Annotated in this window: 21 protein-coding genes; 12 read left to right on the plus strand and 9 right to left on the minus strand. The window is 71.8% G+C overall.

What is annotated here, in order from left to right; all coding sequences use genetic code 11:
• Positions 1 to 22 precede the first annotated feature (22 nt).
• Positions 23 to 253, minus strand: coding sequence for a DUF7455 domain-containing protein (locus HII36_RS56325; protein ID WP_328807587.1), 231 nt, complete (start codon positions 251 to 253; stop codon positions 23 to 25).
• Positions 254 to 501: 248 nt separating this feature from the next.
• Here HII36_RS56325 and HII36_RS04365 point away from each other — a divergent pair, with 248 nt between their 5' ends.
• Positions 502 to 2,568 carry a DNA gyrase/topoisomerase IV subunit B gene (locus tag HII36_RS04365; protein ID WP_173521719.1) on the plus strand — a complete coding sequence of 689 codons (2,067 nt, stop codon included), beginning with the start codon at positions 502 to 504 and terminating at the stop codon, positions 2,566 to 2,568.
• A 112-nt stretch (positions 2,569 to 2,680) separates the two neighbouring features.
• On the opposite strand, the gene HII36_RS04370 is transcribed toward HII36_RS04365, so the two are convergent.
• Positions 2,681 to 3,175, minus strand: coding sequence for a beta-class carbonic anhydrase (locus tag HII36_RS04370; protein WP_173521720.1), 495 nt, complete (start codon positions 3,173 to 3,175; stop codon positions 2,681 to 2,683).
• A gap of 138 nt (positions 3,176 to 3,313) precedes the next feature.
• Between HII36_RS04370 and HII36_RS04375 the strand changes: the two genes are divergently transcribed.
• The 3 genes from HII36_RS04375 (at position 3,314) to HII36_RS55525 (ending at position 4,570) form a co-directional block, all read left to right on the plus strand.
• The gene (locus HII36_RS04375) at positions 3,314 to 3,628 is read left to right on the plus strand and encodes a hypothetical protein (RefSeq protein WP_173521721.1); all 315 of its coding nucleotides are present in this window, start codon (positions 3,314 to 3,316) and stop codon (positions 3,626 to 3,628) included.
• Positions 3,629 to 3,716: 88 nt separating this feature from the next.
• Positions 3,717 to 4,091: a VOC family protein gene (locus HII36_RS04380; RefSeq protein WP_173521722.1), complete on the plus strand. Its 375-nt coding sequence runs from the start codon at positions 3,717 to 3,719 to the stop codon at positions 4,089 to 4,091.
• Between the two features lie 299 nt (positions 4,092 to 4,390).
• Complete coding sequence (locus HII36_RS55525; RefSeq protein WP_217369152.1) at positions 4,391 to 4,570, plus strand: glycoside hydrolase family 3 C-terminal domain-containing protein; 180 nt, start codon at positions 4,391 to 4,393, stop codon at positions 4,568 to 4,570.
• Positions 4,571 to 4,860: 290 nt separating this feature from the next.
• On the opposite strand, the gene HII36_RS04390 is transcribed toward HII36_RS55525, so the two are convergent.
• On the minus strand, positions 4,861 to 7,350 hold the full coding sequence (locus tag HII36_RS04390; protein WP_173521723.1) for a DNA gyrase/topoisomerase IV subunit A: 2,490 nt from the start codon (positions 7,348 to 7,350) through the stop codon (positions 4,861 to 4,863).
• Between the two features lie 162 nt (positions 7,351 to 7,512).
• Between HII36_RS04390 and HII36_RS04395 the strand changes: the two genes are divergently transcribed.
• A complete protein-coding gene (locus HII36_RS04395) occupies positions 7,513 to 8,334 on the plus strand; it encodes a TauD/TfdA dioxygenase family protein (RefSeq protein ID WP_173521724.1) in 822 nt (273 codons plus the stop codon).
• 6 nt (positions 8,335 to 8,340) lie between these two features.
• Here HII36_RS04395 and HII36_RS04400 read toward each other — a convergent pair whose 3' ends face one another.
• Entirely contained in the window at positions 8,341 to 9,162 is an 822-nt protein-coding gene (locus HII36_RS04400; RefSeq protein WP_173521725.1) for a hypothetical protein, read from the minus strand.
• Positions 9,163 to 9,293: 131 nt separating this feature from the next.
• On the opposite strand from HII36_RS04400, the gene HII36_RS04405 reads away from it, so the two are divergent.
• Both HII36_RS04405 and HII36_RS04410 read left to right on the plus strand, forming a co-directional pair.
• Positions 9,294 to 11,381 carry a RecQ family ATP-dependent DNA helicase gene (locus HII36_RS04405; RefSeq protein WP_236003189.1) on the plus strand — a complete coding sequence of 696 codons (2,088 nt, stop codon included), beginning with the start codon at positions 9,294 to 9,296 and terminating at the stop codon, positions 11,379 to 11,381.
• A gap of 76 nt (positions 11,382 to 11,457) precedes the next feature.
• A complete protein-coding gene (locus tag HII36_RS04410) occupies positions 11,458 to 12,264 on the plus strand; it encodes a hypothetical protein (protein WP_173521726.1) in 807 nt (268 codons plus the stop codon).
• A gap of 22 nt (positions 12,265 to 12,286) precedes the next feature.
• On the opposite strand, the gene HII36_RS04415 is transcribed toward HII36_RS04410, so the two are convergent.
• Positions 12,287 to 13,180: a carbohydrate kinase family protein gene (locus HII36_RS04415; RefSeq protein WP_173521727.1), complete on the minus strand. Its 894-nt coding sequence runs from the start codon at positions 13,178 to 13,180 to the stop codon at positions 12,287 to 12,289.
• Between the two features lie 181 nt (positions 13,181 to 13,361).
• Here HII36_RS04415 and HII36_RS04420 point away from each other — a divergent pair, with 181 nt between their 5' ends.
• From HII36_RS04420 to HII36_RS04435, 4 genes are all read left to right on the plus strand, one after another.
• Positions 13,362 to 16,061 (plus strand): GNAT family N-acetyltransferase, encoded by a 2,700-nt coding sequence (locus HII36_RS04420; RefSeq protein ID WP_328807588.1) that lies wholly within the window; start codon positions 13,362 to 13,364, stop codon positions 16,059 to 16,061.
• Between the two features lie 119 nt (positions 16,062 to 16,180).
• Positions 16,181 to 16,762 (plus strand): DUF5998 family protein, encoded by a 582-nt coding sequence (locus HII36_RS04425; RefSeq protein ID WP_173521729.1) that lies wholly within the window; start codon positions 16,181 to 16,183, stop codon positions 16,760 to 16,762.
• A 50-nt stretch (positions 16,763 to 16,812) separates the two neighbouring features.
• Entirely contained in the window at positions 16,813 to 17,934 is a 1,122-nt protein-coding gene (locus HII36_RS04430) for an alkaline phosphatase family protein (protein WP_173521730.1), read from the plus strand.
• Positions 17,931 to 18,746 (plus strand): sulfurtransferase, encoded by an 816-nt coding sequence (locus HII36_RS04435; protein WP_173521731.1) that lies wholly within the window; start codon positions 17,931 to 17,933, stop codon positions 18,744 to 18,746. The genes HII36_RS04430 and HII36_RS04435 overlap by 4 nt, the downstream gene beginning before the upstream one ends.
• On the opposite strand, the gene HII36_RS04440 is transcribed toward HII36_RS04435, so the two are convergent.
• From HII36_RS04440 to HII36_RS04455, 4 genes are all read right to left on the minus strand, one after another.
• Positions 18,683 to 21,337, minus strand: a complete 2,655-nt coding sequence (locus tag HII36_RS04440) for a CHAT domain-containing protein (protein WP_173521732.1) — start codon at positions 21,335 to 21,337, stop codon at positions 18,683 to 18,685. The genes HII36_RS04435 and HII36_RS04440 overlap by 64 nt on opposite strands.
• Positions 21,338 to 21,479: 142 nt before the next feature.
• The gene (locus tag HII36_RS04445; protein ID WP_173521733.1) at positions 21,480 to 21,926 is read right to left on the minus strand and encodes a hypothetical protein; all 447 of its coding nucleotides are present in this window, start codon (positions 21,924 to 21,926) and stop codon (positions 21,480 to 21,482) included.
• On the minus strand, positions 21,923 to 22,459 hold the full coding sequence (locus tag HII36_RS04450; RefSeq protein ID WP_328807589.1) for an RNA polymerase sigma factor: 537 nt from the start codon (positions 22,457 to 22,459) through the stop codon (positions 21,923 to 21,925). Before HII36_RS04450 ends, HII36_RS04445 begins: the two co-directional genes overlap by 4 nt.
• Before the next feature lie 72 nt (positions 22,460 to 22,531).
• Positions 22,532 to 23,560 carry a S8 family peptidase gene (locus tag HII36_RS04455; protein ID WP_173521735.1) on the minus strand — a complete coding sequence of 343 codons (1,029 nt, stop codon included), beginning with the start codon at positions 23,558 to 23,560 and terminating at the stop codon, positions 22,532 to 22,534.
• Between the two features lie 175 nt (positions 23,561 to 23,735).
• Between HII36_RS04455 and HII36_RS04460 the strand changes: the two genes are divergently transcribed.
• The gene (locus HII36_RS04460) at positions 23,736 to 24,230 is read left to right on the plus strand and encodes a DUF3145 domain-containing protein (protein ID WP_173521736.1); all 495 of its coding nucleotides are present in this window, start codon (positions 23,736 to 23,738) and stop codon (positions 24,228 to 24,230) included.
• The last annotated feature ends 159 nt before the right edge of the window (positions 24,231 to 24,389 follow it).

Here is a 24,389-nt window from a genome sequence, read left to right on the forward strand (position 1 = left end):
GTTATCTCATCACGCGAGCGCGTCAGCGCTCGTCGTTGGGGGCAACAGAAGGGGTTTCGCTGAGTCGAGCCGACTCGTCCAGGATGTCGGCGCCCTTTTCGCGCAACGCTGCGATGTGCTGACGCCCATGGTGAGCGCAGAACAACAGCTCCCCACCCACGGGCAGGGTCGCGCGAATGTAGGCCTGGGCGCCGCAGCGGTCGCAGCGGTCGAGGGCCGTCAGCGGCTTAACGGGGGCGAGAGCTCCAGTCACGTATCGCCTTTCGGGTCACCCTCGCCGGAGCGAGGATCTGGCGTCAGTCACTTGGAACAACATCTAACCGGACCTGGACGTTCCCAATCACCAGGTCTCTACGCCCAGAGCGGAATGTGTCCGAAAGTAATGACGATCAGCCGGTTGGTAACGGCAAACGTGACGCCATGGCAAGCTTGTACGCGTGCGTAGGGGAAGAAACGGTAGGCTACGCACACGTGTTCGATGACTAGACCAGGGGAGCTGGAGTGACGCTAGTGGAGGCGGGTTACACAGCTCGTCACCTGTCGGTGCTCGAGGGCCTTGAGGCCGTACGCAAGCGCCCGGGCATGTACATCGGGTCGACCGACAGTCGCGGGCTCATGCACTGCCTCTGGGAGATCGTCGACAACGGCGTCGACGAGGCGCTGGCGGGGCACTGCGACCGCATCGAGGTCGAGCTCTACGCCGACGGCTCCATCGAGGTGCGCGACAACGGCCGCGGCATCCCGGTCGACGTCGAGCCCAAGAGCGGCCTGGCCGGTGTCGAGCTCGTCTACACCAAGCTGCACGCCGGCGGAAAGTTCGGCGGCGGCTCCTACGGCGCCTCCGGCGGTCTGCACGGCGTCGGCGCCTCCGTGGTCAACGCCCTGTCCGCGCGCCTCGACATCGAGGTCGACCGCGACGGCCTCGTCCACGAGATCAGCTTCCGCCGCGGCGTGCCCGGCGTGTTCGACGGCGACGGGCCCACGGCCAAGTTCAAGAAGAAGTCCGGGCTGCGCCACGGCCGCAAGCTGCCCAAGCGCGTCACCGGCACCCGCGTGCGCTTCTGGGCCGACAAGCAGATCTTCCTGCCCGACGCCGAGGTCTCGCTCGACGAGATCCACGTGCGCCTGCGGCAGACCGCGTTCCTGGTGCCCGGCCTGACCCTGGTCGTCTACGACAGCAGGCACGAAGAGCGCATCGAGGACGAGTTCCACTTCGACGGCGGCATCTCCGAGTTCACCGAGTTCCTGGCCCGCGACGAGGCCGTCTGCGAGGTGCTGCGCCTGCAGGGCGTCGGCCACTTCCACGAGACCGTCCCCGTCCTCGACGACCAGGGCCACATGACGCCCACCGAGGTGCAGCGCGAGCTGACCGTCGACGTGGCGCTGCGCTGGGGCAAGGGCTACGAGTCCACCGTCCGCTCGTTCGTGAACGTGATCGCCACCCCCAAGGGCGGCACCCACCTCACCGGCTTCGAGCGCGGCCTGATCCGCACGATCAACGAGCAGCTGCGCGAGACCCGGCTGCTCAAGAACGGCGACGACCCGGTCACCAAAGACGACATCCTCGAAGGCCTCACCGGCGTGGTCACCGTGCGGGTGCCCGAGCCGCAGTTCGAGGGCCAGACCAAGGAGATCCTGGGCACGTCCGCGGCCACCCGCATCGTCTCCCACGTGGTCTCCCGCGAGCTCAAGGAGCTGTTCGCCAACCCGCCGCGCGGCTTCAAGCAGCAGCTGCGCGCGGTGCTGGAGAAGATCGTGGCCGCCGCCAAGGCGCGCATCGCGGCCCGTGAACACCGCGACAACCAGCGGCGCAAGAGCGCGCTGGAGAGCTCCGCGCTGCCCGCCAAGCTGGTCGACTGCCGCAGCGAGGGCGTCGACCGCAGCGAGCTGTTCATCGTCGAGGGTGACTCCGCCCTGGGCACCGCCAAGCTCGCCCGCGACTCGGAGTTCCAGGCGCTGCTGCCGATCCGGGGCAAGATCCTGAACGTGCAGAAGGCGTCCGTGAGCGACATGCTCAAGAACGCCGAGTGCGCCGCCATCATCCAGGTGGTCGGCGCCGGCTCCGGCCGGTCGTTCGACATCGAGGCGGCCCGCTACGGCAAGGTCATCCTGATGGCCGACGCCGACGTCGACGGCGCCCACATCCGCTGCCTGCTGCTCACCCTCTTCCACCGCTACATGCGTCCCATGGTCGAGGCCGGGCGGGTCTTCGCCGCGGTGCCGCCGCTGCACCGCATCGAGCTGACCAACCCCGGCAAGGGCAAGGACAAGTACATCTACTGCTACTCCGACGCCGAGCTGCAGAAGGTGCTGCGCGACCTGGAGCGCCGCGGCAAGCGCTGGAAGGACCCGGTGCAGCGCTACAAGGGTCTGGGCGAGATGGACGCCGACCAGCTCGCGGAGACCACCATGGACCCCAGGCACCGCATCCTGCGCCGGGTGCGCATCGAGGACGCCGAGGCGGCCGAGGGCATCTTCAGCCTGCTCATGGGCAGCGACGTGGCGCCGCGGCGCGAGTTCATCGTGAACAGCGCGGCCGAGGTCGACCGCGACCACATCGACGCCTGACCGCGCCACGCCGACGGCGGTCTGATCGCCTCGCCCCCGCAGAGGGGGACGGCCGGCACCTCACGTCGAGGCGCCGGCCCGCGGTTCAGGCGTGTTCAGGCTTGCCTGTGGTTCAGGCTTGGACGGGGAGCAGGCGGCCCGAGTGCACGTCGTAGATGGCGCCGGCGATCGGCATGTCCTCCGGCAGGAACGGGGTCGTGCGGATGCGGGTCAGGTCGTGCCGGAGCGCTTCGTTCTGGTCGGGAACCGTGTGGAACTCCAGGCTGCGGGTGTCGACGCCGCGCTCGCTCGTGAGGGCGTGCACGTCGGCGTCGCTGACCTTGGACATGCCGCAGTCGGTGTGCGGCATGACCAGGACGCGCTCCACGCCCAGCAGGTAGACGGCCAGCACCAGGGTACGCAGGACGTCGTCCGTCACCCTGGCGCCCGCGTTTCTGAGGATCTTGGCGTCGCCGGCTTTGAGCCCGAGCAGGCCGAGCGGGTCGATCCGGGAGTCCATACAGGTCACCACGGCCAGGCCGCGGGCGGCGCGGCCGGTCAGGCCGGAATCGCCGAACTTCTTGGCGTACTTCGCGTTGGCGGCATACAGGTCGTCGAACGCACTCATGTGTCAGATGATCCCGCATGCAGATTTCCTGATGGTTTCCGGGGTGGCGACAGGCGGGTCCTGGCCAACCTCCCACGATCGAAGCTCACCATGAGTGATGATGTCGTAGCCAGCTGTACGCGACTGAAGAGAGATGTCGTGAGTAGGTCTGCTTCGCTGGCCGCGTACTTCCGTGCCGCGGCCTGGCGCCGACTCGACCGGGTGGAGCCCAACGACGACGACCGGAACGCCCGCTCCGCCCTGGCGCTCCTCGACGCCGCCGCTTACGCGGCCGACCTGCCCGAGGATGATCCGCTGATCATCCGGCTCGACGAGGCCGGGTGTTTCGGGCTGCTGGGATGCGACGAGTTCGATCCGGGCGAGGCGGGCGAGCGGCTCGTCCGTGACTGGTCGGGCGGCGAGCCCCACGAACTGCTCCTGGCCATCCCGCAGGCGATGACCACCGGCGCTTAGCGGGTGAAACCCAGCGCGGGCGGGTGCTGCGGCTTGCGTTTGGGTGGCGTCGCGCGGGTAGGTTCGGCTGTTCTGAGGAGGAGCGTCGATGGACGGTATCGCGAAATTTCGGACAACGGTGGTGGACTGCCCCAACCCCCTGGAGCTCGCCGAGTTCTACTCGAAGCTCGTCGGCTGGCCCATCACCTCGGTCGAGGACGACTGGGTCGTCGTCACCCAGGACGGCCCGCCGGCCAGGCTGGCGTTCCAGCTCGCCGAGGACTACCAGCCGCCGGACTGGCCTAAGCCGGACCGTCCGCAGCAACTGCACATCGACGTGACCGTGGACGACCTCGACCGGGCCGAGCTTCAGGTTCTGGAGATCGGCGCCACCAAGCACGAGCACCAGCCCAGCGAGGACGACAGCTTCCGCGTCTTCCTCGACCCCGCGGGCCACACGTTCTGCCTCTGCAGAGAGCCCTGACCCCGGGGCGGACGGCCCGCCCCAGGGGCCGCCCCCAAAACCGCCCCCGGTCTGAGGGGTCGGCCCAAGGTCTAAGGAGCCGGCCTCGGTTTCGCTCTCGGCCCCGTTTCGGTCTCGGCGGGTCAGCGGGTCGACCGGGCCGGGGTACGCCGAGGGCGTCGGCGACGCCGGCCGCCGGGGCCGCACGTTGGAGCTGTCGGCCGCCGACCAGGCCGCCGTGGACCGGGTCTGCGCGGCGCTGAGATGCGTCGTGCCGGTCGTGGGCGGGCGTCCGCTGGTGCGTGGGCGACCTGTCGCGCATGGCGGCCCTGGTGGCGGCCTGGCTGCCGAACAGCGAGGGCGACGGGGTGGCCGATCCGCTGTTCGGGCGGGTGCCGTACACCGGGCGGCTGCCGTTCTCGTGGTTCCGGGACCTGGCGCAGTTGCCGCTGAACGCGGGCGACGCGGTCGACGACCCGCCGTTCCCCTGGCCGCGCTAAACGGCCGCGCTAAACGGCCGCCCGTCGGACTCGAAGTCGGTGACGGCGAACAGCTCGGCGGGACGGGCGGCGCGACGAGGAACGAGGCGACAAGGGCAGCGGCCGCCCACAACCGGGTCCGGAACATGGGCCCATCAGAGAGAGCGTTCTCTCAGAGGGATCGGCAGCCGGGCCGATTTCATACCACCTGAGGGTCAACCGGAGTGCTCACGGTCCGCATCCGCCCCGAGAGCGAGACCGCCGCGTCACCTCCCACGGAATGTGACGCGGCGGTCGCGCACAAGCAAGCGCTACGCCTCGGGCGGCGCTTCCGCCGGGCTCTCGGCCTCGGGGCCCGCGCCCAGCGCGCCGCCGACGGCGCCGATCGTGTGCGTGAGCCGCACGCCCGACCCGTCGCGCCGCCCGATCTCGTCGGGCAGCGGCACCGGCTTGCCCACCGCCGACACCGCCTTGGCCGGCGCGGGACCCGCCCAGGCCAGCAGCAGCTCGTCCTCACCCTTCAGGAACCGCTGCGCCCGCACGCCGCCCGTGGCGCGCCCCTTGGGCGGGAACTCGGCGTAGTCGGACACCTTGCCGCCGCCCACCTGCGTGCCGGGCAGCGCCGTGGACGAGCCCGCCACCGTGACCACCTGCGCGGGACGCTCGGGATCGACCACGCCGAACCAGATCACCCGGGCGCCGTCGTCGAGCCTGATGCCCGCCATGCCGCCGGCCGGACGGCCCTGCGGACGCACCAGCGAGGCCGGGTAACGCAGCAGTTGCGCGTCGGAGGAGATGAACACCAGATCGTGCGACTCGGACTCCAGCTCGGCCGCGCCCACCACGGTGTCGCCGTCCTTGAGCGTGATCACCTCGAAGTCGTCGCGGTTGGCCGGGTATTCGGGCACCACCCGCTTGACCACGCCCTGCGCCGTGCCCAGGGCCAGGCCGGGGCCGTCGGGGTCGAGCGAGCCGAGCCCGACCACCTTCTCGTCGGGCTGCAGCGAGACGTACTCGGAGACCGGATGACCGCCCGACAGCGTCGGCGGGTTGGCCGAAGGCGGCAGCGTGGGCAGGTCGACGACCTGGACCCTGATCAGCCGGCCCTGCGACGTGACCACGCCGACCTCGCCTCTGACCGTGGTGCGCACGGCCGAGACCAGCACGTCGTGCGCGGCCCGCTCGCCCTCGCCGGACAGCGGCTCGGCGTCGGCGGTGCGGGCCAGCAGCCCGGTCGACGACAGCAGCGCCAGGCACGGCGTGTCGGCCACCTGCAGCTCGACGGTCGGCGTGCGCGGCGCGCCAGACGCCTCCAGCAGCACCGTGCGGCGCGGGGTGCCGTATTTCTTGGCCACGTCGGCCAGTTCGCCCGAGACCACCTGGCGCAGCTTGGCGTCGGACGACAGGATCTCGGTCAGCGCCGCGATCTCGTCGCTCAGCGTCTGCTTCTCCCTGTCGAGTTCGAGCTTGTCGAACTTGGTGAGCCGGCGCAGCGGCGTGTCGAGGATGTAGGAGGCCTGGATCTCGCTCAGGTCGAAGATGTCCATCAGGCGCACGCGGGCGTGGCCGGAGTCTTCGGACGAGCGGATGATCTGGATGACCTCGTCGATGTTGAGCAGCGCGATGATCAGGCCGTCGACCAGGTGCAGGCGCTCCTCGCGCTTGCGCCGCCGGAACTCGGACCTGCGCCGCACGACCTCGAGCCGGTGGCCGACGTAGACCTGCAGCAGCTCGCGCAGGCCCAGCGTGCGCGGCTCGCCGTCGACCAGCGCCACGTTGTTGATGCCGAAGGTCTCCTCCATCGGCGTCAGCCGGTAGAGCTCCTCCAGCACGGCCTCGGGGATGAAGCCGTTCTTGATCTCGATGACCAGGCGCAGGCCCTTGTGCCGGTCGGTGAGGTCTTTCAGGTCGGCGATGCCCTGCAGCTTCTTGCTGGTCACCAGCTCTTTGATCTTGGTGACCACGCGCTCGGGGCCGACGTTGTAGGGCAGCTCGGTGACGATGATGCCCTTGCGGCGCGGGGTGATCTGCTCGACCGTGCACTTGGCGCGCATGCGGAAGGTGCCGCGCCCGCTCTCGTACGCGTCGCGCACGCCCTGCAGGCCGATGATCGTGCCGCCGGTCGGCAGGTCGGGGCCGGGGACGAACTTCATGAGGTCGTCGAGCGTGGCGTCGGGCTTCTTGATCAGGTGCCTGGCGGCCGCCACGACCTCGGTGAGGTTGTGCGGCGCCATGTTGGTGGCCATGCCGACCGCGATGCCGCTGGTGCCGTTGACCAGCAGGTTGGGGAACGCCGACGGCACGACGACCGGCTCGGTCTCCTGGCCGTCGTAGTTGGGCTTGAAGTCGACGGTGTCCTCGTCGAGCGACTCCACCATGAGCATGGCGGCCGGGGCCAGCCTGGCCTCGGTGTAACGCATGGCGGCCGGCAGGTCGTCGGGGGAGCCGAAGTTGCCGTGCCCGTCGACCAGCGGCAGCCGCATGGAGAACGGCTGCGCGAGCCGCACCAGCGCGTCGTAGATCGCGCTGTCGCCGTGCGGGTGCAGCTTGCCCATCACGTCGCCGACGACGCGGGAGCACTTGACGTGCCCGCGGTCGGGGCGCAGGCCCATCTCGCTCATCGAGTAGAGGATGCGCCGCTGCACCGGCTTCAGTCCGTCGCGAGCGTCGGGCAGTGCCCGCTGGTAGATCACCGAGTAGGCGTACTCCAGGAAGCTCGTGCGCATCTCCGAGGAGACGTCGATGTCGACGATCCGCTCCTCGAAATCCTCTGGCGGGGGTGCAGTCGTACGTCGGGCCATGTCGAACATTGTGCCGAAGAGACGAGAGTGCCCGCGACTTCAACGGCGTCTTGTCCGGCTAATCCCGGATCCGCGGGCGCGTCACCGGCGTCCGAAGCTCTTGACCAAGCAATTGCTTGGGCTTTACGTTGCTGGGGACGAGAACCCGTCCCCGGAGGCGTCATGATCGAGTTTCATCCCGTGACCAAGCACATCGGCGCCGAAGTCACCGGGGTCGATCTGCGCAAACCCCTCTCGCAGGAGGACGCCGCGACCCTGCGTCAAGGCTGGCTCAAGCACCTGGTGCTGTTCTTCCGCGACCAGCACATCGACGACGAGCAGCACCTGCAGTTCGCGCTGAACTTCGGCACGCTCAACCATCCGGCGTTCAAGAAGGACTCGGGCAGCCCCATCCATGTGCTCGACCAGACCGACCCCAAGGGCGAGGGCGGCGACGAGTGGCACAGCGACAACACCTTCGAGCCCACGCCGCCCATGGGATCGCTGCTGCGCTGCGTGCAACTGCCCGGCGTCGGCGGCGACACCTGCTGGGCCAACACGTACCTGGCCTACGAGACGCTCTCGCCGCCGATGCAGCGGCTGTGCGACGAGCTGACCGCGGTGCACGACATCACGATGTCGATGAAGAAGGCCATCTCGAAGGGTCACCCGTTCGACCTGGCCGAGATCCAGGCCAAGTGGCCGCCGATCGAGCGTCCGGTGGTGCGCGTGCACGCGGAGACGGGCAGGAAGGCGCTGTTCGTCAACCGCGCGTCGACCACCAGGTTCGTCGGGCTGTCCGACCGCGAGAACGAGGCGCTGCTGCCGTTGCTGATCGACCACATCAGGTCCCCCGAATACCAGCTCAGGCTCCGCTGGCGGCCGGGCACGCTGGCCTTCTGGGACAACCGCCCGACCCAGCACTACGCGGTGGCCGACTACACCGAGCGCCGGCGCATGCACCGGGTGACGATCAACGCCTTCCCCGAGCACGCCGACCGGTAGCGGTCGTCACGGCCGGACCGCCCACAGGACCAGGCAGACGAAGGACGCGATCAGCGCTTCGAGCCCGTACATGATGTTGCGCGCCGTCGGCCCGGCCAGCGTGTACGCCACGGCGGCCAGGAAACAGCCGACGGTCAGCGCCACGTCCACCACGCCCAGGACGATGGCCAGCAGCAGCCGCACCAGGAACCAGACGAACCCGAGCCCGAACCAGCTGTCCATGGTGGAGTCGTCGTAGGCCCAGCGCGACAGCGCCATGGGGGAGTAGAAGCAGGAGTCCCAGTACTCCTGCCACTTGTCCCCGAACGTGGCCGTGCGCTGCTGGGCCACCGGCTGCCCGCCGCCGGTGAACTCGACGGTCTGGACGTCTCCCCTGGTGACGTCGATGAGGATCTGACGGTCGACGACCTCGATCACGGCCGTGCCGTTCACCACGGCCCTGAACCGTCCCTCGCCGGTCTTGACCCGGTAGATGTGGTCGTAGCCGGTGATGTTCGGATTGCCGGGGTCTCGGCGGGCGTCGCGGAGTATGACGTGGAGGACGTCGTCCCCCGGCTCCGTCAACGTGTAATGCGCCCCGATCGAGAACACCCCGAGCGGTGTGACCAGCGTGCTCTCGCCGGTCACCTTCCAGCCCGCCGGCCCCCATTCCAGCTTGACCGGCAGGAAGGCGGGGCGGTAGGACGCCTGCACGTCCGACCCCTGGCAGCCGGTCGTCACCATGATCATGGCGGCGAGAAGGACGCGGGCGATGGTGCGTAGACGGTGGGGCGCCGCGCGGCCACGCGCGGCACCTGGAACGACGGGCGCGAGTAAGACCTGCGTCATCGACACTCCCCTGTGCGGTCCTGCATGGACAACGGCCGGCCCGCCCGCGGGGTTCCGCTCAGGGTGAGCAAGACGCGACCGGAGCGGAGACGCGTGCGAAACCGTCGGTGAAACCTGGTAACAAGGAGCACATGATTGAAGCCCCGGATGCCGCGATGCTGCGCGAAGAGGCCGAAGAGCGGCTGCGGGCGCTGGCGGGCGACCACGCCAGGCTCCGCGAAGACCAGTGGTCCGCCATCGAGGCGCTGGTGATCGACCGGCGCAGGGTGCTGGTCGTGCAGCGCACCGGCTGGGGCAAGTCCGCGGTCTACTTCGTGGCCACCGCGCTGCTGCGCGAGCTCGGCGAAGGGCCGACGGTCATCGTCTCGCCGCTGCTCGCGCTGATGCGCAACCAGATCGCCGCCGCCGAGCGGGCCGGGATCAGGGCCGTCACGATCAACTCCGCCAACCCCGAGGCGTGGGAGGAGATCTACGGCCAGGTCGCCGACGGGCTGGTCGACGTCCTGCTGGTCAGCCCCGAGCGGTTGAACAACCCCGACTTCCGCGACAACGTGCTGCCCGAGCTGGCCGAGAGCGCCGGCCTGGTGGTCGTCGACGAGGCACACTGCATCTCCGACTGGGGCCACGACTTCAGGCCCGACTACCGGCGGCTGGCCACGCTGTTCGAGGAACTGCCGCCCGGCATCCCGGTCCTGGCCACCACCGCCACCGCCAACGCCCGCGTCACCCGCGACGTGGCCGAGCAGCTGGCCGGCGACGCCCTCGTCCTGCGCGGCGCGCTGGAGCGCGAGAGCCTGCACCTGAGCGTGGTCCGCCTGCCCAGTGCCGAGCAGCGGCTGGCCTGGCTCGCCCAGACGCTGCGCGAGCTGCCCGGCTCCGGCATCGTCTACACGCTGACCGTCGCCGCCGCCCACGAGATCGCCGGCTACCTGCGCGAGCAGGGGCTGGAGGTGGCCGCCTACTCCGGCCAGACCGACCCGGCCGAACGGCTCGCGGCCGAAGAGGCGCTGCTCAACAACAAGATCAAGGCGCTGGTCGCCACCAGCGCGCTCGGCATGGGCTTCGACAAGCCCGACCTCGGCTTCGTCGTGCACGTGGGCGCCCCGCAGTCGCCGGTGGCCTACTACCAGCAGGTCGGCCGGGCCGGGCGCGGCGTCGAACGGGCCGAGGTGATCCTGCTGCCCGGCACCGAAGACCGCGACATCTGGGCGTACTTCGCCTCGCTGGCCTTCCCGCCCGAGCCCGTCGTCCGCGCCACGCTCGACACGCTGGCCGAGCGCGGCGTCATGTCCACCCCGGCGCTCGAAACGGCCGTCGACCTCAGCCGCAGCCGCCTGGAGATGATGCTCAAGGTGCTCGACGTCGACGGCGCCGTGCGTCGCGTCAAGGGCGGCTGGGAGGCCACCGGCGAGCCCTGGGAGTACGACACCGAGCGCTACACCCGCATCGCCGCCGAGCGCAAGGCCGAGCAAGACGCCATGCTCGCCTACCTCACCACCACCGAGTGCCGCGAGCAGTACCTGCGCAGGCACCTCGACGACGACGCGGCCACCCCCTGCGGCCGCTGCGACAACTGCACCGGCAGGCACCGCTCGCCGGAGATCGCCGCCCAGGCCGTCGAGACCGCGCGCGAGCGGCTGAGCAGGCCGGGCGTCGAGGTCGACGCGCGCAAGCAGTGGCCGACCGGCCTGTCCGACCTGTCCGGCCGCATCAAACCCGAGCTGGGCGCCGAGCCGGGGCGCGCGCTCGGCCGGCTGACCGACATCGGCTGGGGCAACCGGCTGCGCGAGCTGTTCAACGCCCCAGACGCGCCGATGCCCGACGACATGTTCAAGGCCGTCGTCCAGGTGCTGGCCTCGTGGGAGTGGCGCGAGCGGCCGGTGGCCGTGGTGAACGTGCCGTCCGCCACCCGGCCTCTGCTGGTGCGCGGGTTCGCCGAGCGGCTGGCCCAGGTGGGCCGGCTGACCTACCTGGGCGAGCTGGGCTACCGCGTGGGCTCGCCGGGGCAGCAGTTCAACAGCGCCAAGCGGGTGCAGGCGATCAGGGGAACGCTGGCGATGCCCAGGGAGCTCGGCGCGGCGATCGCCGCGTGCGGCGGTCCCGTGCTGCTGGTCGACGACCGCGTCGACACGGGCTGGACGATGACGCTGGCCACCGCCCTGGTCAGGCACGCCGGCGCACCGGCCGTGCTGCCCCTGGCCCTGGCCACCACCACCTGACCACAGCCACGCGTAACTCCACCGGGCCCCGAGGCCCGGGCCACATGGTGCCCCTTCTCTCCCCCCAGGAAGTGTCGTGCTCCGTCGTCATCGTGCGGGCGTGCCCGCGCTGGTCGTCACCGTCCTCTACCTCGTCGCGCTGGCCGTCGCGGCCGGCCTCGCCCTGAGCGGCGGCGGGCTCGATCTGCTGTGGCGGCTGACGGTGTTCGGCGAGATGGCCGAAGGCGCCACGCCGTCCTGGCCGCACGTGCTCGCCCTGGGGGCGGCCGGCCTGGTGTGGGCCTGGATCCTGTGGCAGAGCCTGCGCGGGCCGCTGGCCGGGCCCGCGCCCGAGCTCGACCGGCCGGAGCGGCGGCTGCGCCTGGCGCTCTACGCGGCGGCCGGGGCCTGGGCGCTGTTCGCGCTCTTGCCGTTCTGGCCCTGGTGGGCGGCGGTCGACAGCCTGACGATGTGGGTGGTCGTCCTGCTGTTCCAGCCGGTGCTGAGCCGCCGCATGAAGCACGCCGGCGGCCTGCAGCTCCTGGGCGCGGTGGGATTCGGCGGCATGACGATCAACAGGGTGCTCGACGCCCCTGGCGGCTTCGGCATCCTGCCCGGCGGCTTCCTGCTGGTCGTCGGTCTGGCGGCCCTGGCCTGGATGGTGCTCATCCTGCGGGTGCAGTGGCGCGACGACCGCTGGCGCCGGGCCACCGTCGGGTACGGCATCGCGTCGTTCGTGCTGCCGGTGGTTCTCGGGGTGGCCTTCCGGGGCCTGGGAGACGTCTACGGCGAGGCCGTGCTGGCCGCGGAAGGGCTGACGGTGGTCTGGCTGGCCAGGTCGGCCCACGACCTCGCCGAAGCGCGCCCGCAGCCGGCCGTCCCCGAGCAACCGCTTCCCGCGTAACCCGGGGCGGCGGGATCGGCCGTCAGAACGGCGGGCGGGCGCCCAGGTGCATGATCGCCTTGGCCGCCAGCCGGCAGCCGGAGGCCAGCGACTCGGCCGGCGGCTTGCCTTCGAGCCACGAGGGCAGGAAGCCGGCGCAGAACGCGTCGCCCGCGCCCGTGCCGTCGACGATCTTGTCGACCGGCTCGGCGGCGGCCCGCACCGGCTCGGGACGGCCGTTGCTGTACCAGAGCGCGCCTTCGGCGTTCATCTTGATGACGACCTGCGGGAACCAGGCGGTGAGCACCTTGGCCGCGGCCTCGGCGTCGTCGCGCCCGGTCAGCACCTTCGCCTGGTCGGCGTTGGCGAACAGCAGCTTGACGCCGTTGGTCCACTCCAGGAACGGCTCGGCCCCGGTGCGCTCCAGCGGCGCGGACGAGGCGCAGTCGACCGAGATCGACATGCCGTTGCGCCTGGCCATCTCGAGCGCGGCCAGGCCCGCTTCGCGCGAGCCCTCGTTGATCAGCGTGTAGCCCGACAGGTGCAGGTGCGTGCCCGAGGTGAACAGGTCGCGCGGCAGGTCTTCAGGAGACAGCGCGGCGTTCGCCCCCGGGTCGGACAGCATGGTCCGCTCGCCCTTGTGCGTGACCAGCACCACGCAGGTGCCGGTGGGCCGCTCGGGATCCATGACGAGCCGGGCGTCGACGCCGTAGCCCATCAGCTCCATGTCTCGGTTGCGGCCGGTGATGTCGGCGCCCCTGCGCCCGATGAAGGCCACCTCGGCGCCTTCCACGGCCAGCCAGGACGCGATGTTCGCACCGGACCCGCCACCATGCATGGTGACGATCGCGGGCGTGTCGCTCGCCCTGGCGAGCGCATAACGGGCGCGCGCGACCGCGTCGGTCATGAGATCGCCCACCACGACGACCCGCGTCATGATGCCACCACCTTGCATCCTTCAGAACGAGCAGCTCTAAGAGCCGGGCCAGGGCAAAACTAACAGCTTCGGGGCTGTTCGTGGGGCTGACCCAGGACACCGGGCCGCAGTCGATGCACAAGCGTTGTCCAACGACCCCCACAGGTCTTGTCATGTGAGATGCGGGTTTACGCTCGGGACTGTGGAGGCTCAGTATCCGGCTCACTGGGAGGCCGACGTCGTCCTGGCCGACGGCGGCACGGCGCACGTACGTCCGATCAGGCCCGCGGACGCCGATCGCCTCCGATCCTTCTACTCCCGCCTGTCCGACGAATCCATCTACTTCCGCTTCTTCGGCCCGCGTCCCCGGCTGTCCGACAAGGAAGTGGAACGCTTCACCAACGTCGACTACGTCAACCGGGTCGCGCTGATCGCCACCCTCGGCGCCGAGATGGTCGCGGTGATCCGCTACGACCGGGTCGAGCCGGGCGAGGCCGAGGTCGCCTTCCTGGTCGAGGACGCGCACCAGGGCCGGGGCGTGGCCTCCATCCTGCTCGAACACCTGGCCGCCACCGCCCGCGAGCGCGGCATCGAGCGGTTCGTCGCCGACGTCCTGCCGGCCAACATGCGCATGATGGGCCTGCTGCGCCAGGCCGGCTACACCGCGCAGAGCAGCTTCGAGGACGGCGTCGTCCGCATGACGCTCGACCTCACGCCCACCGAGACCTCCGCCGAGGTGACGACGTCCCGCGAGCACCGGGCGGAGGCCAGGTCGATCGCCAGGCTGCTGGCGCCGGGCTCGGTGGCCGTCATCGGCGCGTCGCGCGAGCCGGGCGGCGTCGGCCAGACCGTGCTCCGCAACCTGCTGGCCGCCGACTTCACCGGACCGGTCTACCCGGTGCACCGCGAGGTGCGCGCGGTGGCCGGCGTACGCGCCTATCCGAGCGTGACCGCGATCGACGGCGAGGTCGACCTGGCCGTGGTCGCCGTCCCGGCCGAGAGCGTGCGCGGGGTGGTCGAGGAGTGCGCGGAGAAAGGCGTGCACGGCCTGGTCGTGGTCTCCTCCGGCTTCGGCGAGACCGGTGCGGAGGGCCGGGCCAGGCAAGACGAGCTGGCCCGCATCGCCCGCGCGCACGGCCTGCGCGTGGTCGGCCCCAACTGCCTGGGCATCGCCAACACCGACCCGGCGATCAAGCTGAACGCCACGCTCGCCGCCACCGTGCCCGGTCGCGGCCGGGTCGGCTTCTTCAGCCAGTCGGGCGCGCTCGGCACCGCCCTGCTGCAGCGGGTGGCCCAGCGCGGCATGGGCATCTCCGCGTTCGTCTCGGCGGGCAACCGGGCCGACGTCTCGGGCAACGACCTGCTCCAGTACTGGGAGGAGGACGACCCGACCGAGGTGATCCTGCTCTACCTGGAGTCCCTGGGTAATCCGCGCAAGTTCACCCGGCTGGCCAGGCGCATCGCGCGCAGCAAGCCGATCGTGGTGGTCAAGAGCGGCGGCACGCCGTCCGGGCACTCGGCCGAGGAGCTGGGGCTGCCCGACACGGCGATCAGCTCGCTGTTCGCCCAGGCGGGGCTGATCCGGGTGCACGACCTCATCCAGCTCTTCGACGTCGGCCAGCTGCTGGCCTACCAGCCGCTGCCGGCCGGGCCGCGGGTGGCGCTGGTGACCAACTCCGACGCGCTCGGGCTGCTGGCCGCCGACGCGTGCGTGGCCGCCGGGCTCGAACCCCGCGCCCCGGTGAACCTGGGCCCGGCGGCGGGCGCGGCCGAGTTCGGCGCGGCGCTGGCCGGGGAACTGGCCGCGGCCGAGGTCGACGCGGCGGTGGTGATCTACATGCCGCCGATCCCGGGCGGGGCCGAGGAGGTGGCCGCCGAGCTGCTGCGCGTCTCGGGCGCGCAGGACCAGGGGCGGTCGGCCAAGCCGGTGCTCGCCACGTTCGAAGGCCATCTGGGCATGCATCGGCACCTGCGGGTCGCGGACGGCACGGGCGGGCCCGCGCGCGGCTCGATCCCCTCCTACGCCGCGCCCGAGGAGGCGGTCAGGGCGCTGGCCCACGTCGTAAGGTACGCCACCTGGCGCGCCCGGCCCGCGGCCGCGCCACCGGAGCTGGCGGGCATCGACACCCAGCGGGCCAGGACGCTCGTGCTCGACACCCTGGCCGCGGCGGCCCCGGCGGAGCCGGGCAAGGCCCCGGCCGAGCCGGGCGGGGCCGCGTTCGCCGAGCAGGGGCCGCCGGTCCGGCTCGACGCCGCGGAACTGCTGTCCTGCTACGGGCTCACGGTCTGGCCTGCCGAGGTCGTGCGCTCGCCCGACGAGGCGGTGCGCGCCGCCGACCGGCTCGGCTGGCCGGTGGTGCTCAAGGTGGCCGACCCCGCCGCCTCCCGCCGAGCAGGCACCGTACGCCTGGGGCTCACCGGCCCGGAGATGGTGCGCCACGCCTACGCCGAGCTCGCCGGGCAACCGGGCGAGCAGGTGGAGTTGGCCGTGCAGCGGATGGCGCCGCAACCTGCGGTGCCCACGGTGGTCGGCGTGGTGGAGGATCCGGCGTTCGGCCCCGTCGTGTCGTTCGGGCTCGGCGAGGTCACCGCGCGGCTGCTGCTCGACCAAGGTTTCCGGCTGGCCCCGCTGACCGGTGAAGACGCCGCCGCGCTGGTGCGCTCGGTGCGCGCGGCCCCGCTGCTGTTCGGCGAGTACGGCTACCCGCCGGTCGCCGTCGGCGCGCTGGAGGACCTGCTGGTGCGCGTGGGACGGCTGGCCAACGACCTGCCCGAGGTGGCCAGGCTCGACCTGGACCAGGTGCTGGTGGGGGAGTCCGACGTGATGATCCTCGGCGCCCGCGCCACCCTGCGCACCCCGGCCGGCCCACGCCTGGACGGCGGCCCGCGCAGACTCGGCTGACGCCCCGTCCTGTGGGTATTGCCTGGGCCAGGGACAACGTAAGTGAACCGTGATGTCCGGATAAAAGTCGTTATATCCATCGGGTGAGGGCACTGCGCGGCCCTGGCAGGATGGAAGGCATGAGGGAAACCCGAGTCTCAGCCGCGGGCCTGCGTGAAGCGATAGAGCGCAGCGGCTACTACCCCGACCTCGTCACCGATGCGGTCGAATCCGCGCTGGGCAAGGAGGCCGTGACCGCGTTCGTGGTCCACCACGAGGCCACCTTCGATCCCGCCATGGAAGTACGCAGGCACGTCACGGTCCTGGTGCTGACGGCGGCGAGGCTGCTGGTCTGCCACACCGACGAGCACCCGGCCGTCGAAGGGGTCTCGGCCTCGCACGCCTCCACCACCACCGAGGCCGTCCGGCTCAGCCGGGTGCAGTCGGTGGCGGTCACCCGAGTCGTGCCCGACCCGGCCGCGTACGTGCCGGGCGTGCCGCCCACCGAGGTCACGCTCACCATCGGCTGGGGCGCCATCTCCCACGTCGACCTGGAGCCCGCCACCTGCGGCGACGAGAACTGCGAAGCCGACCACGGCTACACCGGCGCGATCACGGCCGACGACCTCTCTCTCAGGGTCAGCGAGGCCGCCGACGGTCCCGAGGCGGTCCGCCACGTGCTCGACTTCGCCAAGTCCCTGTCGGCCGCCACCGCCGCCTGAGCCCCGTTCACCCGCTGCGCTCCTCCCGACACCGGCGTTAGGATCAGAGGATGGAGCGGCCGTTGGTGCCTGGGTATGGCGGCGCGTCGTTGGCGGATCTCCCCGGGTCGCTGCTGGCCGCGCTGGGGGTCGGCGAGTCCAACGCGCTGGGTCTCGACCCGCTGGAGCGGGCCTGTGTGTTCCTCGTCGACGGGCTCGGGGCCGAGCTGCTGCGCGCCCATCCCGACCGGGCGCCCTTCCTGGCCGAGCTGACCGACCGCACGCTGACGTCCGGGTTCCCCGCCACCACCGTCACCAGCCTGTGCTCACTCGGCACTGGCGTGCCCCCGGGCGAGCACGGCATGCTCGGGCTGATGCTGGCCGTGCCCGGCACCGGCCACCTGTTCAACTGCCTGCGCTGGACCCTGCCCGACAAGATGGTCATGGACCCGGTCGACTGGCAGCCCACCGAGACCGTCTTCCAGCGGGCCGCGCGGGGCGGGCTCGACCCCATCTACGTGGGCCCGGCCGAATACGAAGGCACCGGGCTGACCCAGGCCGTCTACCGGGGCGTGCGCTACCGGGCCGCGGAGAGCGCCGACGAGCGCGTCACCCGGGCACTCGAGGCGCTGCGCGAGCCCAGGGCGTTCGTCACCGTCTACTACAGCGACCTCGACAGCGTCGGCCACATGGTGGGCTGGGGCAGCCCGCAATGGCTCGACCAGCTGGCCATCGTCGACGACATGGCCAGGCGGCTGGCCGAGGGCCTGCCTCCGGGCGCCGCACTCTACGTCACCGCCGATCACGGTATGGTGAACGCCGGCGAGAAGATCGACGCCGAGCAGATGCCCGAGCTGTGCGAAGGAGTGGCCATGCTGGGCGGCGAGGCCAGGGCACGCCACGTCTACGCCGCGCCCGGCGCGGCCGAGCACGTGCTCGATGCCTGGCGCGAGACCCTGCGCGGCAAGGCGTGGGTGGTCTCCAGGCAGGAGGCCGTCGACTTCGGCTGGTTCGGCCCGCGCGTGCAGCACCGCTGGCTGGCCCGCATCGGCGACGTGATCGCCGTCCCGAGCGACGACCTGGCCATCACCGCGCCGAAACGGCACAAGATCGAGGCGCTGTTCACCGGCTACCACGGCTCGATGACGCCCGCCGAGCAGTACGTCCCGCTTCTGGAGGTCTCCAACCGATGAGCCCGCTGATCACCGCGGCCGAACTCGCCGCGTTCGACGGCGTGACCCTGCTCGACGTGCGCTCGCGGCTCGGCGGCCCGCCCGGGATCGAGCTGTACCGCGCCGGCCACCTGCCCGGCGCGGCCTACTGCGACCTCGACGCCGACCTGGCCGCGGCCCCGGGCAAGGAGGGCCGGCATCCGCTGCCGGAGACCGAGCCGTTCCAGCGGGCGATGCGCCGCCTGGGCGTGCGCGACGGCCACCCGGTCGTGGTCTACGACGACACCGGCTCCACGATCGCCGCCCGGGCCTGGTGGAACCTGCGTTACTTCGGCCACACCGACGTCCGGGTGCTCGACGGCGGGCTCGACGCCTGGGCCGCCGCCGGGCTGCCGACCACCACGGAAGAGCCGGTGGTCGAGCCTGGAGACTTCACCGCCACGCCGGGCGGGATGCCGACGCTGAGCGCCGACGAGGCCGCCGCGCTGGCCCGTACCGGTGTGCTGCTCGATGCCAGGGCCGGCGCCCGCTACCGGGGCGAGACCGAGCCCATCGACCCCGTCGCAGGGCACGTCCCCGGCGCGGTCAGCGCGCCGACCACCGAGAACGTCGGCCCCGACGGCAGGTTCCTCGACCCGGCCGCGCTGCGGGCCCGCTTCGCCGCGCTGGGCGTCGGCGCGGGCACCAGGGCCGGGGCGTACTGCGGTTCCGGCGTGACGGCCGCGCACCAGGTGCTCGCGCTGGAGCTGGCCGGCGTGCCCGCCGCGCTCTACGTCGGCTCGTGGTCCAACTGGGTCGCCGACCCGTCCAGGCCCGTCGCCACCACCGGCTGATCCGCCGGAGCACGGCCCACCACGGGCTGATCGGCCGGAGCAAGGTCCACGACCGGCTGATTTGCCGGAGTACGGCCCACCACGGGCTGATCCGCGGGAGCGCGGCCCACGACCGGCTGATCCGCCTCGGAACGGCCCACCACCGGCCGGTCGCCCGCGCCGAAGCACACGAACCCCGGCACCCCGGTCTTGGCCGAGGCCGTGGCCAGCGCCGCGTCGGGCGCCTGCCCGGCCGCCACCAGCTCGTGGAAGGCCGTCATCACGCTCAGCGCGGCCTCGTCGCGCACCGGCACCAGCCCGGCAACCACACAGGCCGTGCCATGGGCGAGGAACGTCCCGGCCAGGCCCAGCGGCGCGCCCTCCGACGGCGCGCGGGCCAGGCCGGAGTCGCACGCCGACAACGCCACCAGCCGGGGCGAGCGCGCCAGGTTCAGCAGGTCATAGGCCATGAGCTGGCCGTCGTCGAGTGTGATGCCGGACAGCAGCGGGCTGCGCGCGTTGAACACGCCATGCGCCGCCAGATGCAGCACGTCGCACTGGCCGAGCGCGGCCAGCACCGCGCCGGTGCGGCCGGGCAGCCGCCGGGCCCCGGGGTGGCAGGCCAGCACCCGCTCCACCTCCTCGCCCGCGTGCGCGAGCGCCGGACCCGCCGCCGCCATCACCACCGGCGCGGGCGTCGCGAACGCGTACACCCTGGCCTTCAACCAGGCGGACGCGCTCGCCGCCACACTCACCGGACGATCACGCAACCCGGGCAGCGCGTTCCACGGCAGCGTGTGCAGCAGCCCCACCGGCACGATCACCAGCGGCCGGTCGCCGAGCTCGGCCGCCAGCGGGCGCAGCAGCAGCCGATCGAGTTCCTCGGCGGCCGGCCTGAGCTCGCCGTCGCCGTCGCCCAGGCTCAGCCGGCGCAGCGCGTAACGCAGCCGGGCGACGGCCTCGTTGATCGGCCCCAGCGCGCCCAGCCTGCGCAGCAGCACCCGCGTGCCGGAGATGACCACGGCCAGCAGTGAGTCGTCGTCGGTGACGAACTCCACCAGCGCGGAGCCGCCCAGCGCGGCCCGCGCCTGCTCGGCCTCGATCGGTTCCCCGGCGTGCGCGGGGGCGGTGACGGCCCGCCACCGCTCCGCCCACTCGAACACCTCGCCCGCGCACCCGTCGCGCACGGCCAGCCCCAGTCCGAAGGCGGCCAGCCGCTCGCCCGCCCTGGCCGCGTGCGCGCGCAGCGACGGGTCGTCGAACGTCTCCACCTGCTCGCCCACCCGGGCCAGCCCCTCGTTGACCGCCCGGAAGGCGGCGGTGATGTCCTCCTGCAGCGCCGCTTCGAGCGCGAGCGCGTGCTGGCGTACCACCGACGGGATCTGCGAGGCCTGCGCGAGCTGCCTGGCCTGCAGTTCCGAGGCCAGCGAGGTGAGCCGGGCGCCGGCCGGCACCCACCGCTCGCGCTCGCGCTTGGCATGTACGGTGAGGTGGGCGAGCTGGGCCGAGGCCGTCGGATGATCGTCGAGCGCCAGCGCCGCCTCGGCCGCGGCCAGCCGCAGCGCCGCCGCTCCGTCCAGGCACGACGCGGCGTCCTCCAGCTCGTCGGCGCACCCGATCAGCTCACCGAGCAGGGCCGGGGTGGTGGGTTCGAGCTCCAGCCTGGCGCGCAGGATGACCTCGGTGGCCAGCGGCAGCCACGACTTGCGGTCCTGTTCGGTCAGCTCGCGCGCGGCCTGCTCGGCGACCTGCCGTGCCTGGCGCGCGTCGCCGGTCAGCAGCTCGACCTGGGCCAGCTTGAGCCGCGCCTCGGCCAGCGCCGCGTGCGAGCCGGACGCCTCCAGATCGGGCACTGCCAGGCTCAGCATCGCTCTGGCCTCACCGGGCAGATGGGCGGCCAGCAGCGCGCCGGCCAGGTCGGCGCGCATCGCGGCCAGCCGCTCGGGAAAGCCGCGCAGGGTCTCCTCGGCGGCGCGGTAGTGGCCGAAGGCGGCGGCGACGTCGCCGCGCCGCACCGCGAGGAACGGCAGGTTCGCCGCGGCCAGCCTGGCCAGATGGTCGAGCCCGGCCTCCTGCGCGATGCGCAGGCACTCCTCGATGTCGCGCATCGCCGAATCCCAGTCGGCCCGGTAGGCGTTGACCACGCCCCGGTTGAGCAGCCCGCCGGCCAGGAACCTGCGGTCGTCGAGCGAGCCGGGGGCCGACATCAGGGCGGCCAGCGAACGGTCGCACGAGGCGATGGCCTCCTGGTAGCGGCCCAGATGGGCGAGCGCGACCGCGCGCTGGGTGTCGAGCTTGGCCCGATCGAGCGGAGACAGGTAGGCCCAGGCCAGGGCCGCGACGCGCAGGGCCTGCAAGGGGTGCCCGCGCTCGGTGCGTACGGTGACCAGCGACAGCCTGGCCTGCGCCAGCCGCTCCTGCGGCGCGCCGGTGGTGCCGATGGCCTGTCTGAGATAGTGCTCGGCCGCCTGCAGGTCGCCCAGCTCACGCGCGGCCAGGGCCATCGCGCGCAAGGCCACCACGACGGCCTCCGCGGCGCCGGCCCGGCGGGCGGCGGTGAGCACGGTACGGCCGACGCTGAGGGCCTGGCCGGGGTCGATCAGCGACCTCATCACGGCCGCCTCGGCCGCTCTGACCAACAGATCGAGATGCCGGGACAGTCGCCCTGCCTGCGCGGTGGCGCTCATGGCGTCCCCTGGTCGTTGCGGTGGGGAGCCAGGAGAGAGCGCGGCTCTCCCGGCTCCGTACGCTCGGTCACGGACGGATGCGCACCCATTTCGACTGCACGGGTGCGCGGCCAGGTCGATAGCACACCACACTGAGCCAGCCCGGAGGCAGCCCGGTGACAGCGAACTGGCCGGTCTCTTGTAGACGCCTTGAGAGCGTCAGATGGGGTGTCCTTACATCGACGTGGGTGCCCTCTTCAGGCAGGGGGGAAACGTGCCCCGCGACATCGATGAGGCCGTCGCCTACCGTCACCTCCAGATCGAAGAGAAAACCTGACAGCTGGAATCGGACCAGGTGGGAGCCGTGCGGCCCGCGAACGCCGCTGGTGGCGGCGGCTTCGGCGGGAGTGGCGGTCCGCGCCTGGGGGATCCGCAACCCGTAGACATCGCGACCTGACAGGGACACGTGGTCGGGGATCGGATCATGCCCGGCGGCCAGACGAAGCGCCGCCAGAAAATACTCGTCGTCACTCATTGCGCCGTCTCCTGTTTTGAGAGCAGAATGCGCAGTTTCTCGAGACATCGGGCCCTCGTCGGCCCGACGCTGCCCAGGGGAATGCCCAACCGCAGCGCCATCTGCTGGTTGCCGAGATCTGTGGCGACCAGCTGGAGAAGCGTGCGGCAAGGCTCTTTCAAACCGGAGACCCACTGCCAGAGCGAACGGCCGCCGTCGGCCTCCAGGACGGCGGACGCCGGATCAGGGTCGAACGCGACCTCGAAGGAGGCGGGCCCGATGGGCTCCCTCCTGATCAGCGACAGCGCCTCACGACGCGCGGTGGTCGCCAGCCACGCGCCGACGCTCGCCGGATCCCTGATCGTGTGCATGTTCTCGAGCAGCCGCAGCCAGGAACCCTGGACCACGTCCGCCGCATCGGCTTCGTTCAGGCCACACGCGCGGGCGACCGCCCACATGCGCGGCCCGAACCTGGACTCAAGCTCGTCCCAGGCCAGCCGGTCACCGTCGGCCGCCGCTTTGAGCAGCTCCGCGGGTGAACGGGTGTCGTGCACGCGCCCTCCTTCCACCCGGCACAAAGGACTCATCCTGGCTCCTCGTGATCGCCTGAGGACTGAGCGTAAACTCTACAGACTCGTGGGAACGAGAACCCCCAGATCCGGAATTTGCCGGGAGCCCTCGGGGTCGAGCATCCGCGCGGCCGCTTCCTTGGCCGGTTCGTGCCTGGCCGCGTCGGCGATCGCGCCGGCCACCAGGGCGCTCGCGAACGACGTGCCGCTCCAGGCCGCGTAGCCGCGGAACTCGCCGAGGTCCAGGTAGCTGCTGTCGAGCCAGTCGCCGCTGGCGCACGCGTCGACCCAGGTGCCGAAGCCGGAGAAGGGCGCGCGGTGCCGCTCGGTGCCGTCGACCGCGGCCACGCCGACCGCGCAGGGCAGCGCGGCGGGCCAGAACGGCCGGTCGGAGGCGGTGTTGCCGGCGCAGGCCACGGTGACCGTGTCGCTCAGCGCGGCGACCGCGTCGGCCAGCAGGGGCGGCGGCCGGTCGTCGAAGCTGTGACATCCGAAGGACAGGTTGAGCACCTGCGGCGGATCGTCGCGCAGGCGGTTCAGCGCCCGCACCACGCCCGCCTCGTCGCCGATCCCGTCGCCGCCGAGCACCCGGCGCACCCGCAGCGCCGCGCCGGGCGCCTGACGCACCAGCAACCCCGCGATGAACGTGCCGTGCCCGGCCTGCTCGCCCTCGGTCGCGTCGGCCTCGTCCGGGCCGAGCCTGGCGTACCAGTCGGTGCCCGACCACCAGGGGTGCTTGGCCACGCCGGTGTCGAGCAGGCCCACGACCACGTCGGAACGGTCCCTGCCGGATCGGCCCGGCCCCGGCTTGAACGAGATGGGCGGCGTGGGGAAGGGCCTGGAGGCCGGACCACCGAAGAACAGGGGCTGGCCGGAGAGCACGTGGTTGGGTGAGGCACGGAAGCCCTGTTCCCGCAACTCGTTCGTGATCTCGCAGGGGTCGGCGCCGTCCGACAGGTGCACCACGCACACGCCGTCGGCCTCGGCGACCGCCTGGGTCCAGCGGGATGCGGCGGACAGTGCGGACCGGTCGGTCAGTATCTGACCTGGCCTGATGTACGCCTCGCCGACTGATTGGATGTCCATGGCGGGGTATGTTTCCCCACGTCGGCGAGTGTCACATGTCACTCCCTCACCAAGTTGGTATGGCCCCCCTCTGGTGTCGGATAGCGACCGACGGTAGTCTCTCCCTAGTCACTTGTGATCATCCCGGGGCGAGGCCGTTGGGGAAGGCGCACCTCGTACCGAAACGGGAGGTCCGGTGTCTGCTCGTGGCGTCCTTTACGTCCACTCGGCTCAGCCCGCGCTGTGCCCTCACATCGAATGGGCAGTCGCGGGTGTCCTTGGCGTGCCCGTAGATCTGACGTGGACGCCGCAGCCCGCCGCGCCCAACGTCGTGCGGGCGCAGGCCGAATGGGAAGGCAGGCCGGGAATCGCCGCGGCCATCGCCTCCTCGCTCATGGGCTGGCAGCGCCTCAGATTCGAGATCACCGAGGACGCCTCGCCGGGCGTCGACGGCACCCGACATGCCTACACGCCGACGCTGGGCGCGTTCACCGCGGTCATCGGCGCGGCAGGCGACATCATGATCCCCGAAGACCGGCTGCGCGCGGTGATGATGATGGCCGGGCAGGGCCGGTGCGTGCTGGAGGAGGAGCTCGACAAGCTGCTCGGCCGGCCGTGGGACGAGGAGCTGGAGCCGTTCAGATACGCGGGCGACGGCGCCCCGGTGCGCTGGCTGCACGCCGCCGTCTGACCCCGGGCGCCACCCGGACGATCCGGTCCCTGGCGCCATCCCGGACGCCCCGCTTGCCCTGGCGCCATCCCGGACGACCCGCCTATCCCGGCGCCGTCCCGGACCACCCGGCCGGACACGCGCGAAGGCCCCGCACCGTGGCACGGTGCGGGGCCTTCG

This window comes from Nonomuraea antri (assembly GCF_013283785.1).
Lineage (GTDB): Bacteria > Actinomycetota > Actinomycetes > Streptosporangiales > Streptosporangiaceae > Nonomuraea > Nonomuraea antri.

Bases quoted from the DNA above. Each gene is read 5' to 3' on its own strand.
- HII36_RS04370 (WP_173521720.1), bottom strand. From the start codon at position 3,175: ATGAGTGCGTTCGACGACCTGTATGCCGCCAACGCGAAGTACGCCAAG.
- HII36_RS04380 (WP_173521722.1), top strand. From the start codon at position 3,717: ATGGACGGTATCGCGAAATTTCGGACAACGGTGGTGGACTGCCCCAAC.
- HII36_RS55525 (WP_217369152.1), top strand. From the start codon at position 4,391: ATGGCGGCCCTGGTGGCGGCCTGGCTGCCGAACAGCGAGGGCGACGGG.
- HII36_RS04390 (WP_173521723.1), bottom strand. From the start codon at position 7,350: ATGGCCCGACGTACGACTGCACCCCCGCCAGAGGATTTCGAGGAGCGG.
- HII36_RS04395 (WP_173521724.1), top strand. From the start codon at position 7,513: ATGATCGAGTTTCATCCCGTGACCAAGCACATCGGCGCCGAAGTCACC.
- HII36_RS04400 (WP_173521725.1), bottom strand. From the start codon at position 9,162: ATGACGCAGGTCTTACTCGCGCCCGTCGTTCCAGGTGCCGCGCGTGGC.
- HII36_RS04405 (WP_236003189.1), top strand. From the start codon at position 9,294: ATGATTGAAGCCCCGGATGCCGCGATGCTGCGCGAAGAGGCCGAAGAG.
- HII36_RS04415 (WP_173521727.1), bottom strand. From the start codon at position 13,180: ATGACGCGGGTCGTCGTGGTGGGCGATCTCATGACCGACGCGGTCGCG.
- HII36_RS04425 (WP_173521729.1), top strand. From the start codon at position 16,181: ATGAGGGAAACCCGAGTCTCAGCCGCGGGCCTGCGTGAAGCGATAGAG.
- HII36_RS04430 (WP_173521730.1), top strand. From the start codon at position 16,813: ATGGAGCGGCCGTTGGTGCCTGGGTATGGCGGCGCGTCGTTGGCGGAT.
- HII36_RS04435 (WP_173521731.1), top strand. From the start codon at position 17,931: ATGAGCCCGCTGATCACCGCGGCCGAACTCGCCGCGTTCGACGGCGTG.
- HII36_RS04440 (WP_173521732.1), bottom strand. From the start codon at position 21,337: ATGAGGTCGCTGATCGACCCCGGCCAGGCCCTCAGCGTCGGCCGTACC.
- HII36_RS04445 (WP_173521733.1), bottom strand. From the start codon at position 21,926: ATGAGTGACGACGAGTATTTTCTGGCGGCGCTTCGTCTGGCCGCCGGG.
- HII36_RS04455 (WP_173521735.1), bottom strand. From the start codon at position 23,560: ATGGACATCCAATCAGTCGGCGAGGCGTACATCAGGCCAGGTCAGATA.